The organism is Caulobacter sp., from assembly GCF_049283275.1.
GTDB lineage: Bacteria > Pseudomonadota > Alphaproteobacteria > Caulobacterales > Caulobacteraceae > Caulobacter.
Genome location: NZ_JBAPVS010000127.1, coordinates 1 through 15920, shown reverse-complemented (window position 1 = coordinate 15920; position 15920 = coordinate 1). Strand labels below are relative to the sequence as shown.

The 15920-nt window shown below is 67.6% G+C and carries 18 protein-coding genes and 1 pseudogene; 11 read left to right on the top strand and 8 right to left on the bottom strand.

Translation table 11 applies throughout. From position 1 onward, the window contains the following. A pseudogene (locus tag WAL33_RS06215) lies at positions 1-318 on the top strand (hypothetical protein); the annotation flags it as partial. A 13-nt stretch (positions 319-331) separates the two neighbouring features. On the opposite strand, the gene WAL33_RS06210 reads toward WAL33_RS06215, so the two are convergent. Together WAL33_RS06210 and WAL33_RS06205 are read right to left on the bottom strand one after the other, a co-directional pair. Beyond that, complete coding sequence (locus WAL33_RS06210) at positions 332-1822, bottom strand: sigma-54-dependent transcriptional regulator (RefSeq protein ID WP_422179533.1); 1491 nt, start codon at positions 1820-1822, stop codon at positions 332-334. Between the two features lie 148 nt (positions 1823-1970). After that, complete coding sequence (locus tag WAL33_RS06205) at positions 1971-2378, bottom strand: hypothetical protein (RefSeq protein ID WP_422179531.1); 408 nt, start codon at positions 2376-2378, stop codon at positions 1971-1973. 173 nt (positions 2379-2551) lie between these two features. Here WAL33_RS06205 and WAL33_RS06200 point away from each other — a divergent pair, with 173 nt between their 5' ends. From WAL33_RS06200 to WAL33_RS06185, 4 genes are all read left to right on the top strand, one after another. Then, entirely contained in the window at positions 2552-3202 is a 651-nt protein-coding gene (locus WAL33_RS06200) for a hypothetical protein (protein ID WP_422179529.1), read from the top strand. 58 nt (positions 3203-3260) lie between these two features. Continuing rightward, positions 3261-5051: a M3 family oligoendopeptidase gene (locus WAL33_RS06195; RefSeq protein ID WP_422179527.1), complete on the top strand. Its 1791-nt coding sequence runs from the start codon at positions 3261-3263 to the stop codon at positions 5049-5051. 108 nt (positions 5052-5159) lie between these two features. Then, positions 5160-6530, top strand: coding sequence for an ABC1 kinase family protein (locus tag WAL33_RS06190; protein ID WP_422179525.1), 1371 nt, complete (start codon positions 5160-5162; stop codon positions 6528-6530). 130 nt (positions 6531-6660) lie between these two features. Further along, entirely contained in the window at positions 6661-7515 is an 855-nt protein-coding gene (locus WAL33_RS06185) for a pirin family protein (RefSeq protein WP_422179523.1), read from the top strand. Positions 7516-7527: 12 nt separating this feature from the next. Here the strand turns inward: WAL33_RS06185 and WAL33_RS06180 are convergent, their stop codons facing one another. Together WAL33_RS06180 and WAL33_RS06175 are read right to left on the bottom strand one after the other, a co-directional pair. Continuing rightward, complete coding sequence (locus tag WAL33_RS06180; RefSeq protein WP_422179521.1) at positions 7528-8124, bottom strand: hypothetical protein; 597 nt, start codon at positions 8122-8124, stop codon at positions 7528-7530. Continuing rightward, on the bottom strand, positions 8114-8626 hold the full coding sequence (locus tag WAL33_RS06175; protein WP_422179519.1) for an RNA polymerase sigma factor: 513 nt from the start codon (positions 8624-8626) through the stop codon (positions 8114-8116). Before WAL33_RS06175 ends, WAL33_RS06180 begins: the two co-directional genes overlap by 11 nt. 119 nt (positions 8627-8745) lie before the next feature. Between WAL33_RS06175 and WAL33_RS06170 the strand changes: the two genes are divergently transcribed. Both WAL33_RS06170 and WAL33_RS06165 read left to right on the top strand, forming a co-directional pair. Further along, entirely contained in the window at positions 8746-9219 is a 474-nt protein-coding gene (locus WAL33_RS06170) for a PaaI family thioesterase (protein WP_422179517.1), read from the top strand. 3 nt (positions 9220-9222) lie between these two features. After that, a complete protein-coding gene (locus tag WAL33_RS06165) occupies positions 9223-10146 on the top strand; it encodes an alpha/beta fold hydrolase (RefSeq protein ID WP_422179515.1) in 924 nt (307 codons plus the stop codon). Between the two features lie 23 nt (positions 10147-10169). Here the strand turns inward: WAL33_RS06165 and WAL33_RS06160 are convergent, their stop codons facing one another. After that, the gene (locus WAL33_RS06160) at positions 10170-10607 is read right to left on the bottom strand and encodes a hypothetical protein (RefSeq protein ID WP_422179513.1); all 438 of its coding nucleotides are present in this window, start codon (positions 10605-10607) and stop codon (positions 10170-10172) included. A gap of 325 nt (positions 10608-10932) precedes the next feature. Between WAL33_RS06160 and WAL33_RS06155 the strand changes: the two genes are divergently transcribed. The 4 genes from WAL33_RS06155 (at position 10933) to WAL33_RS06140 (ending at position 14379) form a co-directional block, all read left to right on the top strand. Beyond that, complete coding sequence (locus tag WAL33_RS06155) at positions 10933-11163, top strand: aa3-type cytochrome c oxidase subunit IV (RefSeq protein ID WP_422179511.1); 231 nt, start codon at positions 10933-10935, stop codon at positions 11161-11163. Between the two features lie 120 nt (positions 11164-11283). Beyond that, positions 11284-12426: a Re/Si-specific NAD(P)(+) transhydrogenase subunit alpha gene (locus WAL33_RS06150; protein WP_422179509.1), complete on the top strand. Its 1143-nt coding sequence runs from the start codon at positions 11284-11286 to the stop codon at positions 12424-12426. A gap of 167 nt (positions 12427-12593) precedes the next feature. After that, the gene (locus WAL33_RS06145) at positions 12594-12929 is read left to right on the top strand and encodes a proton-translocating transhydrogenase family protein (RefSeq protein WP_422179508.1); all 336 of its coding nucleotides are present in this window, start codon (positions 12594-12596) and stop codon (positions 12927-12929) included. Between the two features lie 31 nt (positions 12930-12960). Continuing rightward, positions 12961-14379 (top strand): NAD(P)(+) transhydrogenase (Re/Si-specific) subunit beta, encoded by a 1419-nt coding sequence (locus tag WAL33_RS06140; protein ID WP_422179506.1) that lies wholly within the window; start codon positions 12961-12963, stop codon positions 14377-14379. Between the two features lie 67 nt (positions 14380-14446). Here WAL33_RS06140 and WAL33_RS06135 read toward each other — a convergent pair whose 3' ends face one another. The 3 genes from WAL33_RS06135 to WAL33_RS06125 all read right to left on the bottom strand — a co-directional run bounded on the left by WAL33_RS06135 (position 14447) and on the right by WAL33_RS06125 (position 15491). Then, the gene (locus WAL33_RS06135) at positions 14447-14728 is read right to left on the bottom strand and encodes a DUF2442 domain-containing protein (protein ID WP_422179504.1); all 282 of its coding nucleotides are present in this window, start codon (positions 14726-14728) and stop codon (positions 14447-14449) included. Further along, complete coding sequence (locus WAL33_RS06130) at positions 14721-14993, bottom strand: DUF4160 domain-containing protein (protein WP_422179502.1); 273 nt, start codon at positions 14991-14993, stop codon at positions 14721-14723. The genes WAL33_RS06135 and WAL33_RS06130 overlap by 8 nt, the downstream gene beginning before the upstream one ends. 147 nt (positions 14994-15140) lie before the next feature. Then, complete coding sequence (locus WAL33_RS06125) at positions 15141-15491, bottom strand: UrcA family protein (RefSeq protein WP_422179500.1); 351 nt, start codon at positions 15489-15491, stop codon at positions 15141-15143. Between the last annotated feature and the right edge of the window lie 429 nt (positions 15492-15920).

Here is a 15920-nt window from a genome sequence, read left to right as displayed (position 1 = left end):
CCTGGGGGGCTGGACGGCGAGCCCGTCAGCTTCGCCAGCGGCGCGGCGCGACGCGGCCGCAAGCCGCGCTCGGCCCGCGAGATGATCCTGCTGGTGCTGGGCAACGGCGACGCGGCGATCGCGGCCTCGGAAATCTCGCGCAAGCTGACGCGGCGATGGGCGCGCGCCATTCCGCTGGCGGCTGTCATGCTGGAGCTCAAGGGCCTGGAAGAGGCGGGCCTGGTCCGCCACACCGACGCCGGCTGGGTTCGGATCGATGAGCCGGCCGAGGCGGAGGCCGAAGTCGAGGTCTCGGCCCGACTGGCGATCAGCGCTTGACCGGCGCCGCCGCTTAAGAGGCTTCCTTCAGATCGACGTCGATGCCCTGTTCGCGAACCTTGCGATAGAGCGTGGAGCGTCCGATGCCCAGGCGCCGGGCCACTTCCGACATGTGGCCGGCATAGACCTCGATGGCGTGCTGGATCAGGTCGCGCTCGATCTCCTCCAGGGTCCGCAGATGGCCGCGGTCGTCGAGGATGCGCACGGGCGCGTCCTGGGCCGGGGTGCGGGCCATGGCGGCGTGGGCGGCCTGCAACACGGACGGCAGGTCGGTCTCGCCGCCGCCGGAGGCCGTGGCTTCGGTAGGCATGCCTTCAAGAGGCGGCGCCACGATCCCGGAGATCGCCGGGAAGTCGTAGGGCTGCAGATAGGGCGCGTCGGCCAGGATGATGGCGCGATAGACCGCGTTCTCCAGCTGGCGGACATTGCCGGGCCAGTCGAAGGCGGTGAGGATGCGCAGGGTCTCCGGCGCGGCGCCGACCACCCGCTTGCCTTCTTCGACGTTGAAACGGCGGATGAAGGCCTCGACCAGGGCCGGGATGTCCTCACGGCGCTCGCGCAGGGACGGGGCTTCGATCGGAAAGACGTTCAGGCGGTAGTAGAGGTCTTCGCGGAACCGGCCCTGCGACACGGCGTGGGCCACGTCGCGGTTGGTCGCCGAGACGATGCGCACGTCCACCTTCTGCGAACGCTTGGAGCCGATCGGGTCGATCTCGCCCTCTTGCAGCGCGCGCAGCAGCTTGACCTGCATGTCCAGCGGCAGTTCGCCGACCTCGTCGAGGAACAGGGTGCCGCCGTCGGCCTCCTTGAACTTGCCCAGATGCTTGTCGGTGGCGCCGGTGAAGCTGCCCTTCTCGTGGCCGAACAGGATCGACTCGACCAGGTTCTCCGGGATGGCGCCGCAGTTGACGGCCACGAACGGCTTGCCCGCGCGGTCGGATCCCCCGTGCACGGCGCGGGCGATCAGCTCCTTGCCGACCCCGCTCTCGCCGGTGATCAAAATGGGAATGGAGCTCTTGGCCGCGCGCTCGCCCACGCGCTTGACCTGGGTCATGGCCGGCGAGGTTCCGATCAGGTCGGCGAAGGTGGCGCGGTTGCCGGCGCGCTTGCTCAGGCGCTCGACCTCGCCCTTCAGCTGGCCCATCGACAGGGCGTTGCGGATCGACACGGTGATCCGCTCGGGGCTGGCCGGCTTGATGAAGAAGTCGATGGCGCCGGCCTGCATGGCCTTGACCACGGTGTCGACGCCGCCCGAAGCCGTCAGGACGATCACGGGCTGGGTGAAGCCGCGCGCGCGCATTTCCTTGAGGGTGTCCTGGCCCGACAGGCCCGGCATGACCAGGTCCAGCAGGATCACGTCGACCGGCGCGCCGCTGGCCAGATGGGCCATGGCCGCGTCGCCGTTCTCGGCGTGCGAGACCGCGAAGCTTTCGCGCTCCAGGACGGCTTGGATCAGCCGCCTTTGAGTCGGATCGTCGTCTACGACGAGAACCGTCTTGGTCATTGCAGACACCCGTTGAACCGGCCGCGTCCAACATGGGACGGGGCTCTTGTTGGCTCAGAGTGATACAGGCGCAGGGTAAAGAGCGGGTTTCGGAGACATGAGTCAGGGATTAACGGTCGCCCTTAACAAGGTGTGACAAACTGTCCGTTCAACCCGCGATTTTGCCGGCCGGCACGCGGCGGACGACGCCGCCGCCGGCCTGGCTGACCAGGCGGGCGTCGATGCGCGTTTCGCCCTCGCGCCCGATGTGACAGACGCCGACGAACCGGCTCTTGCGCTGGGTTTTCTTCTCGATGGTGACGGCCTCGAAACGGACGTCCATCGCGCCCGACGGATCGGCGCCGTTGGCGTCCATATGTGTGACCTCGATGCCGTTCAGCGGCCCGATCTTGAACTTTTCCTTCAGGCGCTCGGTGCAGCTGTGGAACACCACGACGCTGCGGACGGTCTGGGAGAACCAGCCCATCTGACGGGCGGGGGGCTTGTCCGCGGCCATCGCCGGCGGCGCGGCGAGGAGGCCCACGGCCAGAGCGACGGAAACGGCGACCTTGATCATTGATTTGCCCTCGTCGACACCCCTTTGCCGACCAGTGATATCCTAAGGCGCGACTCGGCCACGCGCCCTTTAATTCTCGGTAATGCGGACGACGTGATCGGCCTCCAGGCGGCGGCTGTTCAGGCGCCGCGATCCGACCTAGCCTCTCTACCCAGCGTAGCGTGGAGGGGATGATGTTCGTCGGGCATTATGCGGCCGCTCTGGCGGCGAAGGCCGTACAGCCCAAGGCGCCGTTCTGGACCTATGTGCTGGGCGCCCAGGCGGTGGACGTGGCCTGGGCCGTCCTGGTCCTGGTCGGCGTCGAGAAGATGAGCCTGGACCCGCGTTTGCCGGGCAACCCGCTGGTGTTGTCGTACATGCCCTACACCCACGGCCTGCCCGCCGTGGCGGCCTGGGCGCTGGCGGCGGGCCTGGCCGCGCGGTTCCTGCTGAAACTGCCGCGCGCCGCCGCGATCGCCGTGGGGCTGGTGGTGGCCTCGCACTGGGGACTGGATTTCCTGGTCCATCGGCCCGACCTGCCGCTGGGGTTCGGCGGACCGAAGGTGGGATTGGGCTGGTGGAACCACCCCGCGCCCGAGCAGGCGCTGGAGATGGGGCTGCTGGCGGTCGCCGCGACGGCCTGGGGCTGGCGGCGCGGCCTGCAGGGCCATAGCGGCTGGACCACGCCGCTGTTCATCGTGCTGCTGGTCGGCCTGCAGCTGGTCAGCATCCTGGCCCCGCCGACCGGCGGAGCGCCGCAGATGGTGATCGCCTCGCTGTCGGCCTATCTGCTGGCGGCGCTGTTCGCCTGGCTGATGGATCAGACGGAACGGCGGGGACGGTGAAGCGGAAACCCCAAGGTCACGATTGCGCGCGTCTTTGGACAGGGCCATATCCGAGGCCATGAACGCGCCCTTCAAGACAGACGCCCCGCCCGAGTGGAGCCTCGCCGACCTCTATGCCGGCCGCAACGATCCGAAGATCGAGATCGACCTGGCCGCCGCCAAGGCCGCCAACGACGAACTGGCCAGCCTGGAGGGCCTGTTCCTGCAGGCGCGGGGCGAGCCTCAGCGCCTGGGCGTTCTGCTGGATCGCGGCGTCAAGCTCTATGAGCAGGCCACCAACGGCCTGTGGAGCGTAGGGGCCTATGCGAGCCTGGCCGCCTCGACCGCCCGCGACGATCCGGCCTGGGCCAAGTTCGAGGCCGACCTGCGGGCCCGTTCCTCGTCCATCGCCGCAGAGAGCCTGTTCTTCTCGCTGGAGCTGAACCAACTGGAGGACGGCGAGCTGGAGGCGGCGCTGAAAGCCCACCCGGAGGCCGTCCGCTGGACGCCATGGCTGCGCCGCCTGCGCCTGTCGCGCCCGCACGAACTGACGCCGGACCTGGAGCGCTACATCGTCGATCGCGGCCCGGCGGTGGCCAACTGGGTGCGGCTGTATGACGAGACCCTGGCCAAGCTGACCGCCCAGGTCGGCCAGGAGAGCCTGACCCTGCCCGAGGCGCTGAACCGCCTGTCCGACCCGGACAGCCAGCGCCGCAAAGCCGCCGCCGACGGCCTGGCCAAGGCGCTGGAAGAGCGCGCTTCGACCCAGGGCCTGGTGATGAACACCCTGGCCTTCGAAAAGCAGGTCGAGGACCGCTGGCGCCGGTTCGACAACCCCGCCCAATCGCGCCACCTGGCCAACGAGGTCGACGCCGACGCGGTCGACGCCCTGGAGCAGGCGGTGGTCGAGGCCTATCCGCGTCTGTCGCACCGCTACTACGCCCTGAAGGCCAAGGTCATGGGCCGCAAGACGCTCGACTACTGGGACCGCAATGCGCCCCTGACCGCCGCGACCCCCAAGAGCTATGACTGGACGCAGGCTCAGGGCATCGTGCTGGAAAGCTTCCAGGCCCTGGCCCCGAAGTTCGCCGACACCGCCCAGACCTTCTTCGACCAACCGTGGATCGACGCCCGGCCGCGCGCCGGCAAGCAGTCGGGCGCCTATTCGCACCCGGTCACCGCCGAGCGGCACCCCTATGTGTTCATGAACTACATGGGCGAGCGGCGCGATGTGCTGACCCTGGCCCATGAGCTGGGCCACGCCGTGCACCAGACCCTATGCGCGCCGCTGGGCACCCTGCTGGCCGACACGCCCCTGACCCTGGCCGAGACGGCCTCGATCTTCGGCGAGGGCCTGGTGTTCGACCGCCTGCTGGCCGAGGCCACGCCCAAGGACCGCATGGGCCTTCTCGCCGGAAAGATCGAGGATGGGCTCAACACCGTGGTCCGCCAGATCGCTTTCCACCGCTTTGAGCGGCGCTTCCACGAGGCCCGCAAGGACGGCGAGCTGTCGCCGGAGCAGATCGGCCGGCTGTGGGTTGAGGTGATGGCCGAGAGCCTGGGGCCAGCTGTAACCCTCAATGAAGGTTACGAGCACTACTGGGCCTATGTCAGCCACTTCGTGCACGCGCCGTTCTATGTCTATGCCTACGCGTTCGGCGACCTGCTGGTGCGCGGCCTGATGGAGAAGCGCCGCGAGGATCCGGAGACCTTCGCGCCGCTCTACGAGGACCTCCTCGCGGCGGGTGGAACCCGCACCTATGTCGAGGCGCTGAAGCCGTTCGGCCTGAACCCGCGGGAAAAAGCCTTCTGGGCGGCGGGCTGCGCGCAGCTGGAGCGGTTGGTGGACGAGTTCGAGGCGCTGGTGTGACCCCCCTCAGTCGCTACGCGACAGTTCCCCCAGAGGGGGAGCATCTACTCGGCCTAGCCCCTCCCCCTCTGGGGGAGGTGGCCCAGAGGGCCGGAGGGGGTCTACGGCATGGCCGATAATCCCCGCGATCCAGAACGCGACCGCCTCTCCGGCCGCCTGACCCGCTTCGCCAAGGTCGGCGCCGGCCTGTCCGGCGCGGCCGTGTCCTACGGCGCCAACAGCCTGTTCGGCGGCGACAGCGCCGACGCCCGCAACGCCAAGGCGTTGAGAGCCGCGCTCGGCGGCCTGAAGGGCCCGTTGATGAAGGCGGCCCAGATGTTCGCCACCGTGCCGGACCTGCTGCCGCCGGAGTTCGCCGCCGAGCTGGCCGAGCTGCAGACCAACGCTCCGGCCATGGGCTGGCCGTTCGTCCGCCGCCGGATGGCCGCCGAGCTGGGGCCGGACTGGGCGTCCAGGTTCCAGAGCTTCGAGCACGAGGCCGCCGCCGCCGCGTCCCTGGGCCAGGTGCACCGCGCGGTCGCTCCCGACGGTCGGGCCCTGGCCGTGAAGCTGCAATATCCGGACATGCAGAGCGCGGTCGAAAGCGATCTGGGCCAACTTCGCAGCCTGTTCGGCCTGTTCAAGCGGATGGACGGCTCGATCGACCCGACGGAGATGATTGTCGAGATCGGCGACCGGCTGCGCGAGGAGCTGGACTACGAGCGCGAGGCCAAGCTGATGGCCGTCTATGGCGGGTTCTTCACCGACCGTGACGACATCCGGGTTCCCCAGCCCGTCGCCGCCCTGTCGACCAAGCGCCTGCTCAGCATGACCTGGCTGGAAGGCCGGGGCCTGCTGGCCTTCAAGGACGCGCCGCAGGAAACCCGCGACCGCATCGCCGCCCTGCTGTTCGAGGCCTGGTGGAGCCCGATGACCCACCTGGGGATCATCCATGGCGACCCGCACCTGGGGAACTACACCTTCGGCGGACCCGAGGGCGGCGACGGCGCGGCGCATCTGAACCTGCTGGACTTCGGCTGCATCCGCATCTTCCCACCGCGCTTCGTGGCCGGGGTGGTGCGGCTGTATCGCGCCCTGTCGAACGATGACCGCGCCGAGCAGACCGAGGCCTATCGCAGCTGGGGCTTCGCCAATCTGACCGACGACCTGGTCGACGTGCTGAATGTCTGGGCCCGCTTCATCTACGGCCCGCTGCTGGACGACCGCGTGCGCAGCGTCGCCGACGACGTGCCGCCCGGCGAGTACGGCCGCCGCGAGGCCTTCAAGGTGCGCCAGGCGCTGAAGGAGAAGGGCCCGATCACCATCCCCCGCGAGTTCGTGTTCATGGACCGCGCCGCCATCGGCCTGGGCGCGGCCTTCCTGCACCTGGGGGCGCGGCATAACTGGAAGGCCCTGTTCGAAAAGTCGCTGGAGGGCTTCTCGGAAGAGGGGCTGGCCCACCGGCAGGCGGCGGTGTTGAGCGCGGCTGGGGTTTCCTAGCGGCGGGCTCTCTGCGTGATCCTCGTCCTTCGACAAGCTCAGGATGAGGATCAATTGGAAATCGGCTGACTAGGAAACCTCATCCTGAGCTTGTCGAAGGACGAGGTTTCCGGGCCAAGAAAGAACGATCATGACCCCTCGCACCCTCAAGCGCCTCCACCCCGCCCAGCGCGACGACATCGGCGATCTCGTCACCCGGCGGCCGCTGCCCGGGCCGGCGATCGATCAGCTCGACCCGTTCCTGTTCCTCAACCACCACGGACCGCAGGTCTATCCGCCGCACAACCGCGGCCTGCCGTTCGGGCCGCATCCGCATCGCGGCTTCGAGACCGTGACCTTCATCCTGGACGGCGAGCTGTCGCACCTGGACAGCGGCGGCCATGAAAGCGTCATCGGTCCCGGCGGGGTGCAGTGGATGACGGCCGGCAGCGGTCTGGTCCACGCCGAGCTGTCGCCGGCCAGTTTCAAGCAGGCGGGCGGGCCGCTGGAGATCCTGCAGCTGTGGGTCAATCTGCCCAGCCGGCTGAAGATGACCACGCCGAACTATCTGGGCCTGCAGGGCGCGGAAATCCCCAAGGTTGAAGCGGGCGGCGCGACGATCGAGGTGGTCTCGGGCGAGGTGGCGGGCGTGAGCGGCCCGTTCCCGTCGCTGATCGGCATCGAGATGAGCGTCGTGCGCCTGGCGCCGGGCGGGGCCGTGAACCTGCCGGTCGCCCAGGGGCGGGCGGTGTTTCTCTATGTCGTCTCGGGCGACATCGCGGTCGGCGGCCAGACAGCGCCGCGCTGGAACCTGGTCGAGCTGAACGACGACGGCGACGCCGTGGCGTTCGATGCGCCGACCGGCGCGGTGGTCCTTTTGGGCCACGCCCAGCCGATCGGCGAACCGGTCTTCGCGCATGGCCCGTTCGTGATGAACACTCGCGAGGAGATCATCCAGGCGATCGACGACTACAACGCCGGGAAGTTCGGGAACGTGCCGGGGTAGGGGCGGTCCGGGCTACTCCCGATACTCCGCCAACAACCCCTCCAGCCGCCGCTGCTCGGGCTTCAGCACCTTGAAGAACCGCAACGCGTTCCAGCCGACGCTGGCGCCCAGGGCGACGCCGAACACCAGCAGCATCTGCCACATGTTCCGGTCGGTGGTCTTGCCGACCTCGTTCAGCTGAACCACGCTGAACAGCAGGGGGACCAGGAACACCGGCAGGCTCATCCAGAAGATCCGGTAGTTGACCCGCGCCCGCCGGTTGGCCGCCAGCATCGTCTCCAGGGTCTGGCGCACGGGCGAGCCCTCGCGCGGCGCCCGTCTGGCTAGGAGGGCGGTGATCATCACCGCGGCCAGCACCGCCCAGCAGACGCCCAGCATGGCCAGGGCGCCCCATTCGCGGGCCAGGTCGGTCTGGCCGTCCAGGATCGATCGGGCCGCGATCGCCGTGAACAGGGTCATGGTCGCGACGGGGATCGCCAGAAACAGGATCTCGCCGCGGCGGCGGGCTTTCAGCGCGTGCATCAGTTGCTCCATCAGATAGGCCTGGGCCTGTTGGTCGGGGGTGTTGGCCTGGGAGCGCCAGGCCTGTTCGAGACGCTCAAACTCCATCGTCGCGCTCCTCCACAAGGTCGGTGAGACGGCGGCGGACACGGCTGAGCCGCGCGCCGACATTGGTTTCGCTGAGACCGTGCAACCGGGCGATCTGGGCGTAGGGCTGGCCGTCCAGCGACAGCAGGATCAGCGACCGGTCCAGCGGCGGCAGGGTGCGGATGGCGTCGTAGAGCCGGTCCAGCAGGCTGGTCTCCGGCGCGTGGTTCGCCGTCAGCCGCAGGGCCATCTCCGCCTCGATCGCCTCGCGTCGCCGCCGCCGGCGGTTCTCGCCGCGCTTCCAGGTGAGGGCGGTGTTGTGGGCGACGCGGTAGACGAAGGTCGCATCGGCGCTTTCGGCCCGGAATCGCGGACGGGCCCGCCACACCGCCAGCATAAGCTCCTGCATCAGGTCGTGCTGGTCGGCGGGCTCGGTGAAGGCGCGGGCCACCCGGCGCAGGGCGCCCAGATGCGGCGACAGCCATGCCGCGAAAGTCTCGTCCTCCTGCCGTCCAGCGCCCATGATCCGCCCCGTTTTCGAAAGGTTAGACGCCGGCGGCCGCGCCGTCCTTACACGGTGCGCGACAGGCTTCCGTTCGGGGCATGCTTGCCACGCTTCAAACGCTCGTTAGACTTTGTCCCATGTCCGACGATCTCACAGACGCCCAGGCCGCCGCCATTCCCGAGGGCTACAGCCAACTGAACTGGTCGCGCGGCTTCGGCCGGCAGATCGGGCCCCTGTACGAGCAGCGCGCCGGGCCGGGCGAGGCGACCCTGGGCTTCCGCGTCGAGGAGCACCACACCAACGGCCTGGGAAACTGCCATGGCGGCATGCTGATGAGCTTCGCCGACATGGCCTGGGGGCGGATCATCTCGCTGCGGAAGTCGTATTCCTGGGTCACGGTGCGGCTGAACTGCGACTTCCTGTCGGGCGCCCAGCTGGGCGAATTCGTCGAGGGGCAGGGCGAGCTGATCTCCGAACAGGACCTGGTGTTCACCGTGCGCGGCCGAATCTGGGTCGGCGAGCGGACCCTGATGACCGGCACCGGCGTCTTCAAGGCGCTGTCGCCGCGTGCGCCCCGTCCAGGCGAGATCGCCTTTAAAGAGAAGGCCTGAGCCATGGCCGACGACCGTCCCGCGCCCACCTCGTTGCTGGGCCCGTTCAACGGCGAGAAGCCGCCCGCCCCGGCCTGGTTCGAGGCCGCCGTCGCGGTCGCGCCCGAGCGCTCGCGCATTCTGGTCGACGGCGCCGAGATCGAGTTGCTGACCTGGGGCGAGGTCGGCAAGCCGGGCCTGCTGTTCCTGCACGGCAACGGCGCCCATGCCGACTGGTGGAGCTTCATCGCCCCGTTCTTCGCGGCCGACTGGCGATGCGCGGCGATCTCGTGGTCGGGGATGGGCGGCTCGGACTGGCGGCCGGCCTATTCGGCGCAGTCCTTCGCGGCCGAAATCTTCGCGGCGGTCGAGGCGGCGGGGCTGGAAGCCGGCGGGACCAAGCCGATCCTGGTCGGTCACTCGTTCGGCGGTTTTCCCACCCTCTATTGCGGCGTCGAGCACGCCGACCGGCTGCGCGGGATCGTCATGGTCGACAGCAGCATCCAGCCGCCGGAAAAGCGCTGGAAGGGGCCACCATCGCGTCCCGACGCCGCCAACCGGGTCTATCCGACCCTGGAGCAGGCGTTGAGCCGCTTCCGGCTCGCCCCGCCGCAGGGCTGCGAGAACCTCTACATTGCCGACCACATCGCCCGGGGCTCGCTGAAAGAGGTCGAGGGCGGCTGGACCTGGAAGTTCGACCCGGCCATCTGGCAGCGGTTCTCGATGCCGGACCTGGGCCTGCTGCTGCCGCGCATCGCCTGCCCGGCGGCGGTGATGTGGGGCGAACGCTCGGCCCTGATGGGCCAGGAAACCCTGGACTACATGTTCGGCGAAATGCCCGACACGGTCCTGCGCGTCGCCATCCCCGACGCCGACCACCACGTGATGGTCGACCAGCCGCTGGCCTTCGTCGGCGCGTTGCGCGGTTTGCTGGCGGGCTGGGCGTAGCGGCGCAGACGCTCTGGCGGCGGCTAGGCTGGCTGCGGGCAGAGGAAGCTGGCGGTGACGTTGCTGAGCGGTCCGGGCCAATCGCCGAACATGATGGCGCCGCTGAAGACGTAAAGCGGCGAGGCCGGGAAGCTCAGGTTCATGTTGAACTTCAGGATCTCGTCGGCGCTCTGCGCGATGATCGTCAGCGGAAAGGCGATGAGGGGCGCGTTGTCGTAGATGAACATCAGCCCGGTGAACGGCGAGATGACGGGCGCGGCGGGGTTGGGAAACTCCAGCGTGCCGGTGACCGGGACCACGTCGCAACGGGCCGCCGAGGCCTGCGAAGGCTCGCCTTTCACCGCCGTTTTCTGGTCGGGCATGATGATGGTCAGATCATATTCGAAGCCGACCTGCTCGCCCGGGCCGGCCATGATGTCGGGTTGGTAGACCGTGAGCTTCAGGGTGGTGGCTTCAGCCATTGACGCCTCCTCGGGTCATGTTTTGCGTGATCGCGCGACGTCGCCGTTGCGTCCGATGATAGAGTTTTTGCATGACACTCTTTTTCGGTGAAACGATGTCGGGCCCTTTCCGAGGTCGGCGCGCGATGAGCGGCGATCTTGCTGAAAGACCGGGCGACCGGCGGCGTCCACAGGCGCACTTTCCAGCATCGGCGGGCCGCCATGGCTGTTCGAGCGCGGTGCATTTGCGGGGCCTGAGCCAACCGCGACATTCCGGCGGCTTGAGCCGGCGCGCTGCACGTTGTAGGTGGCGGGGCGTTTTTCCTTATCGACCTAGGACACACACATGGCCGGCGACTACCAACGCGGTGAAATGGACATCCACGAACAGTCCGCGACCTTCGAAGCCTTTGGCAAGATGACCAAGTGGGGCTCGCTGGCCGTCGCCGTCCTGCTGCTGACCATCACCCTATGGTTCTGCACCGCGGCCGGTTTCATCGGCGGCGTGATTCCCGGCGTCGTGCTGGCGGTTCTGGGCGTGGTGTTCCTGCGCGAAAAGCCCGCCTCCGCCCACTGACACCGGTGGACATCGGTATATTTTTGCCCCTGCCGCGAGCGTAAGGCTCGACATCGGGCAAGAACATCCCCTAGAGAGACGCGCAAGCTTATCTAAGCAAACAGCGCTCTTGGGAGGGGTATGCCGATGGCCGTTATCGCCGTCACGAAAGAGACCCGCGGTGGTGAAACCCGGGTCGCGGCCACGCCCGAGACCGTCAAGAAGCTGGCTGCGGCCGGCTTCTCGGTCGTCGTGCAGGCCGGGGCTGGGACGGCTGCCTCGTATCCGGACGCCGACTACGAGGCGGCCGGGGCCAAGCTGGTCAAGACGGCGAAAGAGGCCCTGAAGGACGCCGACGTCCTGTTCAAGGTCCGCGCCCCCGAAGCTTCCGAGATCGCCGCCCTGAAGAAGGGCGCGATCGTCGCGGCCGCGCTCAACCCGCATCAGGACAAGGACACGCTGAACGCCCTGGCCAAGGCCGGCGCCAGCGCCCTGGCCATGGAATTCATCCCGCGCATCACCCGGGCCCAGGTGATGGACATGCTGTCCTCGCAAGCCAACCTGGCCGGCTACCGCGCCGTGATCGAGGCGGCCGAGGCCTATGGCAAGGCCCTGCCGATGATGATGACCGCCGCCGGCACGATCGCCGCGGCCAAGGTGTTCATCATGGGCGTGGGCGTGGCCGGCCTGCAGGCCATCGCCACCGCCCGCCGCCTGGGCGCGGTGGTCACCGCCACCGACGTTCGCCCCGCCACCAAGGAGCAGGTCGAGTCGCTGGGCGCCAAGTTCCTGGCCGTCGAGGACGAAGAGTTCAAGAACGCCCAGACCGCCGGCGGCTACGCCAAGGAAATGTCCAAGGAATATCAGGCCAAGCAGGCCGAACTGGTCTCCGCGCACATCGCCAAGCAGGACATCGTCATCACCACGGCCCTGATCCCCGGCCGCCCGGCGCCCAAGCTGGTTTCGGCCGCTCAGGTGGCGTCGATGAGGCCGGGCTCGGTGATCGTCGACCTGGCCATCGAGGCCGGCGGCAACGTGGTCGGCGCCAAGCTGGGCGAGACGGCGGTCACCGCCAACGGCGTCAAGATCCTGGGCATCCCCAACCTGCCCGGCCGCATCGCCACCGACGCCTCGGCGCTGTACGCCCGCAACCTGTTCGCCCTGTCCAGCCTGTTCCTGAACAAGGAAGGCGCTTTCTCCCCCGACTTCGAGGACGAGATCCTCAAGGCGGCCCTGGTCACCCAGGGCGGGGCGGTGGTGCATCCGTCGCTGCTGGCCGGCTAATTCACTGCGTGAACACCTCGTCCTTCGACAAGCTCAGGATGAGGTGTTCAGGGAGAGGGCGGATCATTCCGTCCTCATCCTGAGCTTGTCGAAGCCAACGTTGAAATCGACTGTGTCGATTTTGGAAAAGGGGGGCGGTCGCACCGCCTTTCAACTGAGGGATTAAGATGGAAGCCGTCGACCCCACCGTGTTCCGCCTGGCGATCTTCGTGCTCGCCATCTTCGTGGGCTACTACGTCGTCTGGAGCGTGACGCCAGCCCTGCACACCCCGCTGATGGCCGTGACCAACGCCATCTCGTCGGTGATCATCGTCGGCGCGCTCCTAGCTGCCGCTGCGCACGGCGCCGACGCGGGGCTGGAAGGCGGCGCGGTGGCCGCCTCGACCTGGATCTCCAAGGGGGCCGGCGCCGTCGCCGCCGCCTTCGCCGCGGTCAACATCTTCGGCGGGTTCCTGGTCACCCAGCGCATGCTGGCCATGTACAAAAAGAAAGAGAAGAAGTGAGCCGCGGCCGCCACTTGGGGAAAATCAGACCATGAACGCCAATCTCGCCGCCATCCTCTACATCGTCTCGGGGGTGCTCTTCATCCTGGCGCTGCGCGGGCTGTCCAGCCCGGTGACCAGCCAGGCGGGCAACCGCAACGGCATGATCGGCATGGCCATCGCCGTGCTGACCACCCTGGCGACGCTCTGGAAACAGGGCGCGCTGGATCCCGTGACCATCGGCCTGATCCTGGGCGGGATCGCGGTCGGCGGCACGGTGGGGGCGGTGATCGCCCGCAAGGTGGCCATGACCTCGATGCCGCAACTGGTGGCGGCCTTCCACAGCCTGGTCGGCATGGCCGCCTGTCTGGTGGCCGTGGCGGCGATCTACACCCCGGCGGCCTACGGCATCGTCGGCCCTGACGGCCATGTGCACCTCAACAGCCTGATCGAGCTGTCGCTGGGTCTGGCCATCGGCGCGGTCACCTTCACCGGTTCGGTCATCGCCTTCGCCAAGCTGAACGGCAATATGGGCGGCGCGCCGATCCTGCTGCCGGCTCGCCATCTGCTGAACATCGTCATCGCCCTGGCCATCGTCGCCATGGTGGTGGTGCTGGTGATCTCGGGCGGCTCGGCGATCTGGGCGTTCTGGGCGATCTTCGCCCTGAGCCTGCTGATCGGCGTCACCCTGATCATCCCGATCGGCGGCGCCGACATGCCCGTCGTCGTGTCGATGCTGAACAGCTATTCGGGCTGGGCCGCGGCGGCCCTGGGCTTCACCCTGGAAAACACCACCCTGATCATCACCGGCGCCCTGGTCGGCTCGTCGGGGGCGATCCTGTCCTACATCATGTGCAAGGCGATGAACCGCAGCTTCATCTCGGTGATCCTCGGCGGCTTCGGCGCGGCCGACGCCGTGGCGGGCCCGGGCGGCAAGGTCGAGACGCGCCCCGTCAAGCAGGGCTCGGCCGACGACGCGGCCTTCATCATGAAGAACGCCAGCAAGGTGATCATCGTCCCCGGCTACGGCATGGCCGTCTCCCAGGCCCAGCACATCCTGCGCGAGATGGCCGACAAGCTGAAGGAAGAGGGCGTGGAGGTGAAGTACGCCATCCACCCCGTCGCCGGCCGCATGCCCGGCCACATGAACGTGCTGCTGGCCGAGGCCAACGTCCCCTATGACGAGGTGTTCGAGCTGGAGGACATCAACAGCGAGTTCTCGACGGCCGACGTGGCCTTCGTGATCGGCGCCAACGACGTCACCAACCCGGCCGCCAAGACCGACCCGCAAAGCCCGATCTACGGCATGCCGATCCTGGATGTCGAAAAGGCCCGCACCGTGCTGTTCATCAAGCGCGGCATGAGCAGCGGCTATGCGGGCGTGGAGAACGAGTTGTTCTTCCGCGACAACACCATGATGCTGTTCGGCGACGCCAAGAAGATGGTCGAGGGGATCGTGAAGGGGCTTTAGGGCCTGAATCCTACCGCCAAAGAAGAGGCCCCGAACGTTCCCGTCCGGGGCCTCTTGCTTGTCGGGGTTACGCCGCCGCTGTCTCGGCTCTCAGCGCCCCCGCCGCCGCCATGTCGTCGTGCAGCGCCTGGGGGCTCCAATCGTAGCCGTTGGGCCAGGTCAGGGCGCCCATCTCCAGAAAGACGCGATCGAAATAGGCCGGGTCGCGGAAGGGTGCGGCGGCCGCACCGGTCCGGGTCGCGAGGTTGGAGAAGTCCCACTCGCCGGCCTGGCCGTCCGTGAACCAGAGCTTGAGGCGATAGCCGCCAAGCTTCTGCAGTTTGCGCACATGAACGATCTTACTAGTCATTGTCGGCGTCCAGTCCCGGTATTCTTTCGAACGGCTCGTCTGCGCTAGCCAGCGACCAGGCGACCATCAGGCTTTCATTGTAGCGCAACGCCCACTGCTCGACGAGACGGCGCTGTTTGAGCGGAAGCGTCCCTCGGAAAATCTGACCTGTAGCGATTGAGACCAGGGCTTGGTTACCGCCATAATAGGCATGGAAATGCGGCGGGGCATGGTCGTTGAAGAACATGCGGATCGAGATGCCGTAGAACCAGGAAATCGTTGGCATGGCGGGTCATGGGCGCCTCGATTGGATGCGGCTCATGATTTCATGTTCATGAAATGTTCTCAATACATATTCTGCACTCACGACCCAAAGAAGGAGGCCCCGGACGTTCCCGTCCGGGGCCTTTTGCTTGTCTGGATCATCTGCGGCTCAGCGGGCGGCGAGCGTGACCGGCGTGGCGCGGGCGGCCGTCTGCAGGCCTTCGCGCTGGCTCTTGGACAGCTGGGCCTTCACTTGCTTGCGGGCCTCGAACTTGCAGCCAGCCATCGTGAAGTCGCCGCCGGGATTGGTGCTGGCCAGTTCGCGGCAGACGCTGTCGGCGGCGGTGTCGATACGGGCCTGGAATTCGGCGGCGTGGGCGGGGTTGGAGAGGTTCAGGCCGGCCAGCGAGACGGTGGCGGTCGGCTCGGCGGCGTGGGCGGCTTGCAGCAGGCCCAGGGCGGGCACGGCGGCCAGCGTCAGAGTGGCCACGGTGGTCAGGCTGGTGAAGAACTTACGCATCGGATTGTCCCTTCGGTTGATGTCGGTGGCGCGTCCCTGCGCTCCATGTCCAAAGGTATACTCGCGACATTCTGCGAATACTCGTTACGTCTCATTCATGACGTGTAATTAAAGAAGTGTACTGAAAGTAATGTTCTGACATTCCTGTAATGTTGCGACGGATATGTGTCGCTGATCATGGTCATGCTTGATCAATGGTTAAGCTGCGCCGCCTTTTCGCCTTACGGGCGCGGCATAGAGCCGACCTTCATCATCCCGAAAGGACGCCTGTGGGATGAGAGCGCGCTTCGACGCGGTCTCTTTGGGCGACCACCGTCTGTGAGGATCGCTCTTGGCGTCACGAGTCCTGGCCGCAACGTCATCTCCCTATTCGCTCGGCGCGTTCGCCGCCCTTTGTGGCGCGATCGCGGTCTGGGGCATGGTCAGCGC

Coding starts and splice junctions, on each gene's coding strand:
- WAL33_RS06210 (WP_422179533.1), bottom strand. CDS start 1,822: ATGACCAAGACGGTTCTCGTCGTAGACGACGATCCGACTCAAAGGCGG.
- WAL33_RS06205 (WP_422179531.1), bottom strand. CDS start 2,378: ATGATCAAGGTCGCCGTTTCCGTCGCTCTGGCCGTGGGCCTCCTCGCC.
- WAL33_RS06200 (WP_422179529.1), top strand. CDS start 2,552: ATGTTCGTCGGGCATTATGCGGCCGCTCTGGCGGCGAAGGCCGTACAG.
- WAL33_RS06195 (WP_422179527.1), top strand. CDS start 3,261: ATGAACGCGCCCTTCAAGACAGACGCCCCGCCCGAGTGGAGCCTCGCC.
- WAL33_RS06190 (WP_422179525.1), top strand. CDS start 5,160: ATGGCCGATAATCCCCGCGATCCAGAACGCGACCGCCTCTCCGGCCGC.
- WAL33_RS06185 (WP_422179523.1), top strand. CDS start 6,661: ATGACCCCTCGCACCCTCAAGCGCCTCCACCCCGCCCAGCGCGACGAC.
- WAL33_RS06180 (WP_422179521.1), bottom strand. CDS start 8,124: ATGGAGTTTGAGCGTCTCGAACAGGCCTGGCGCTCCCAGGCCAACACC.
- WAL33_RS06175 (WP_422179519.1), bottom strand. CDS start 8,626: ATGGGCGCTGGACGGCAGGAGGACGAGACTTTCGCGGCATGGCTGTCG.
- WAL33_RS06170 (WP_422179517.1), top strand. CDS start 8,746: ATGTCCGACGATCTCACAGACGCCCAGGCCGCCGCCATTCCCGAGGGC.
- WAL33_RS06165 (WP_422179515.1), top strand. CDS start 9,223: ATGGCCGACGACCGTCCCGCGCCCACCTCGTTGCTGGGCCCGTTCAAC.
- WAL33_RS06160 (WP_422179513.1), bottom strand. CDS start 10,607: ATGGCTGAAGCCACCACCCTGAAGCTCACGGTCTACCAACCCGACATC.
- WAL33_RS06155 (WP_422179511.1), top strand. CDS start 10,933: ATGGCCGGCGACTACCAACGCGGTGAAATGGACATCCACGAACAGTCC.
- WAL33_RS06150 (WP_422179509.1), top strand. CDS start 11,284: ATGCCGATGGCCGTTATCGCCGTCACGAAAGAGACCCGCGGTGGTGAA.
- WAL33_RS06145 (WP_422179508.1), top strand. CDS start 12,594: ATGGAAGCCGTCGACCCCACCGTGTTCCGCCTGGCGATCTTCGTGCTC.
- WAL33_RS06140 (WP_422179506.1), top strand. CDS start 12,961: ATGAACGCCAATCTCGCCGCCATCCTCTACATCGTCTCGGGGGTGCTC.
- WAL33_RS06135 (WP_422179504.1), bottom strand. CDS start 14,728: ATGACTAGTAAGATCGTTCATGTGCGCAAACTGCAGAAGCTTGGCGGC.
- WAL33_RS06130 (WP_422179502.1), bottom strand. CDS start 14,993: ATGCCAACGATTTCCTGGTTCTACGGCATCTCGATCCGCATGTTCTTC.
- WAL33_RS06125 (WP_422179500.1), bottom strand. CDS start 15,491: ATGCGTAAGTTCTTCACCAGCCTGACCACCGTGGCCACTCTGACGCTG.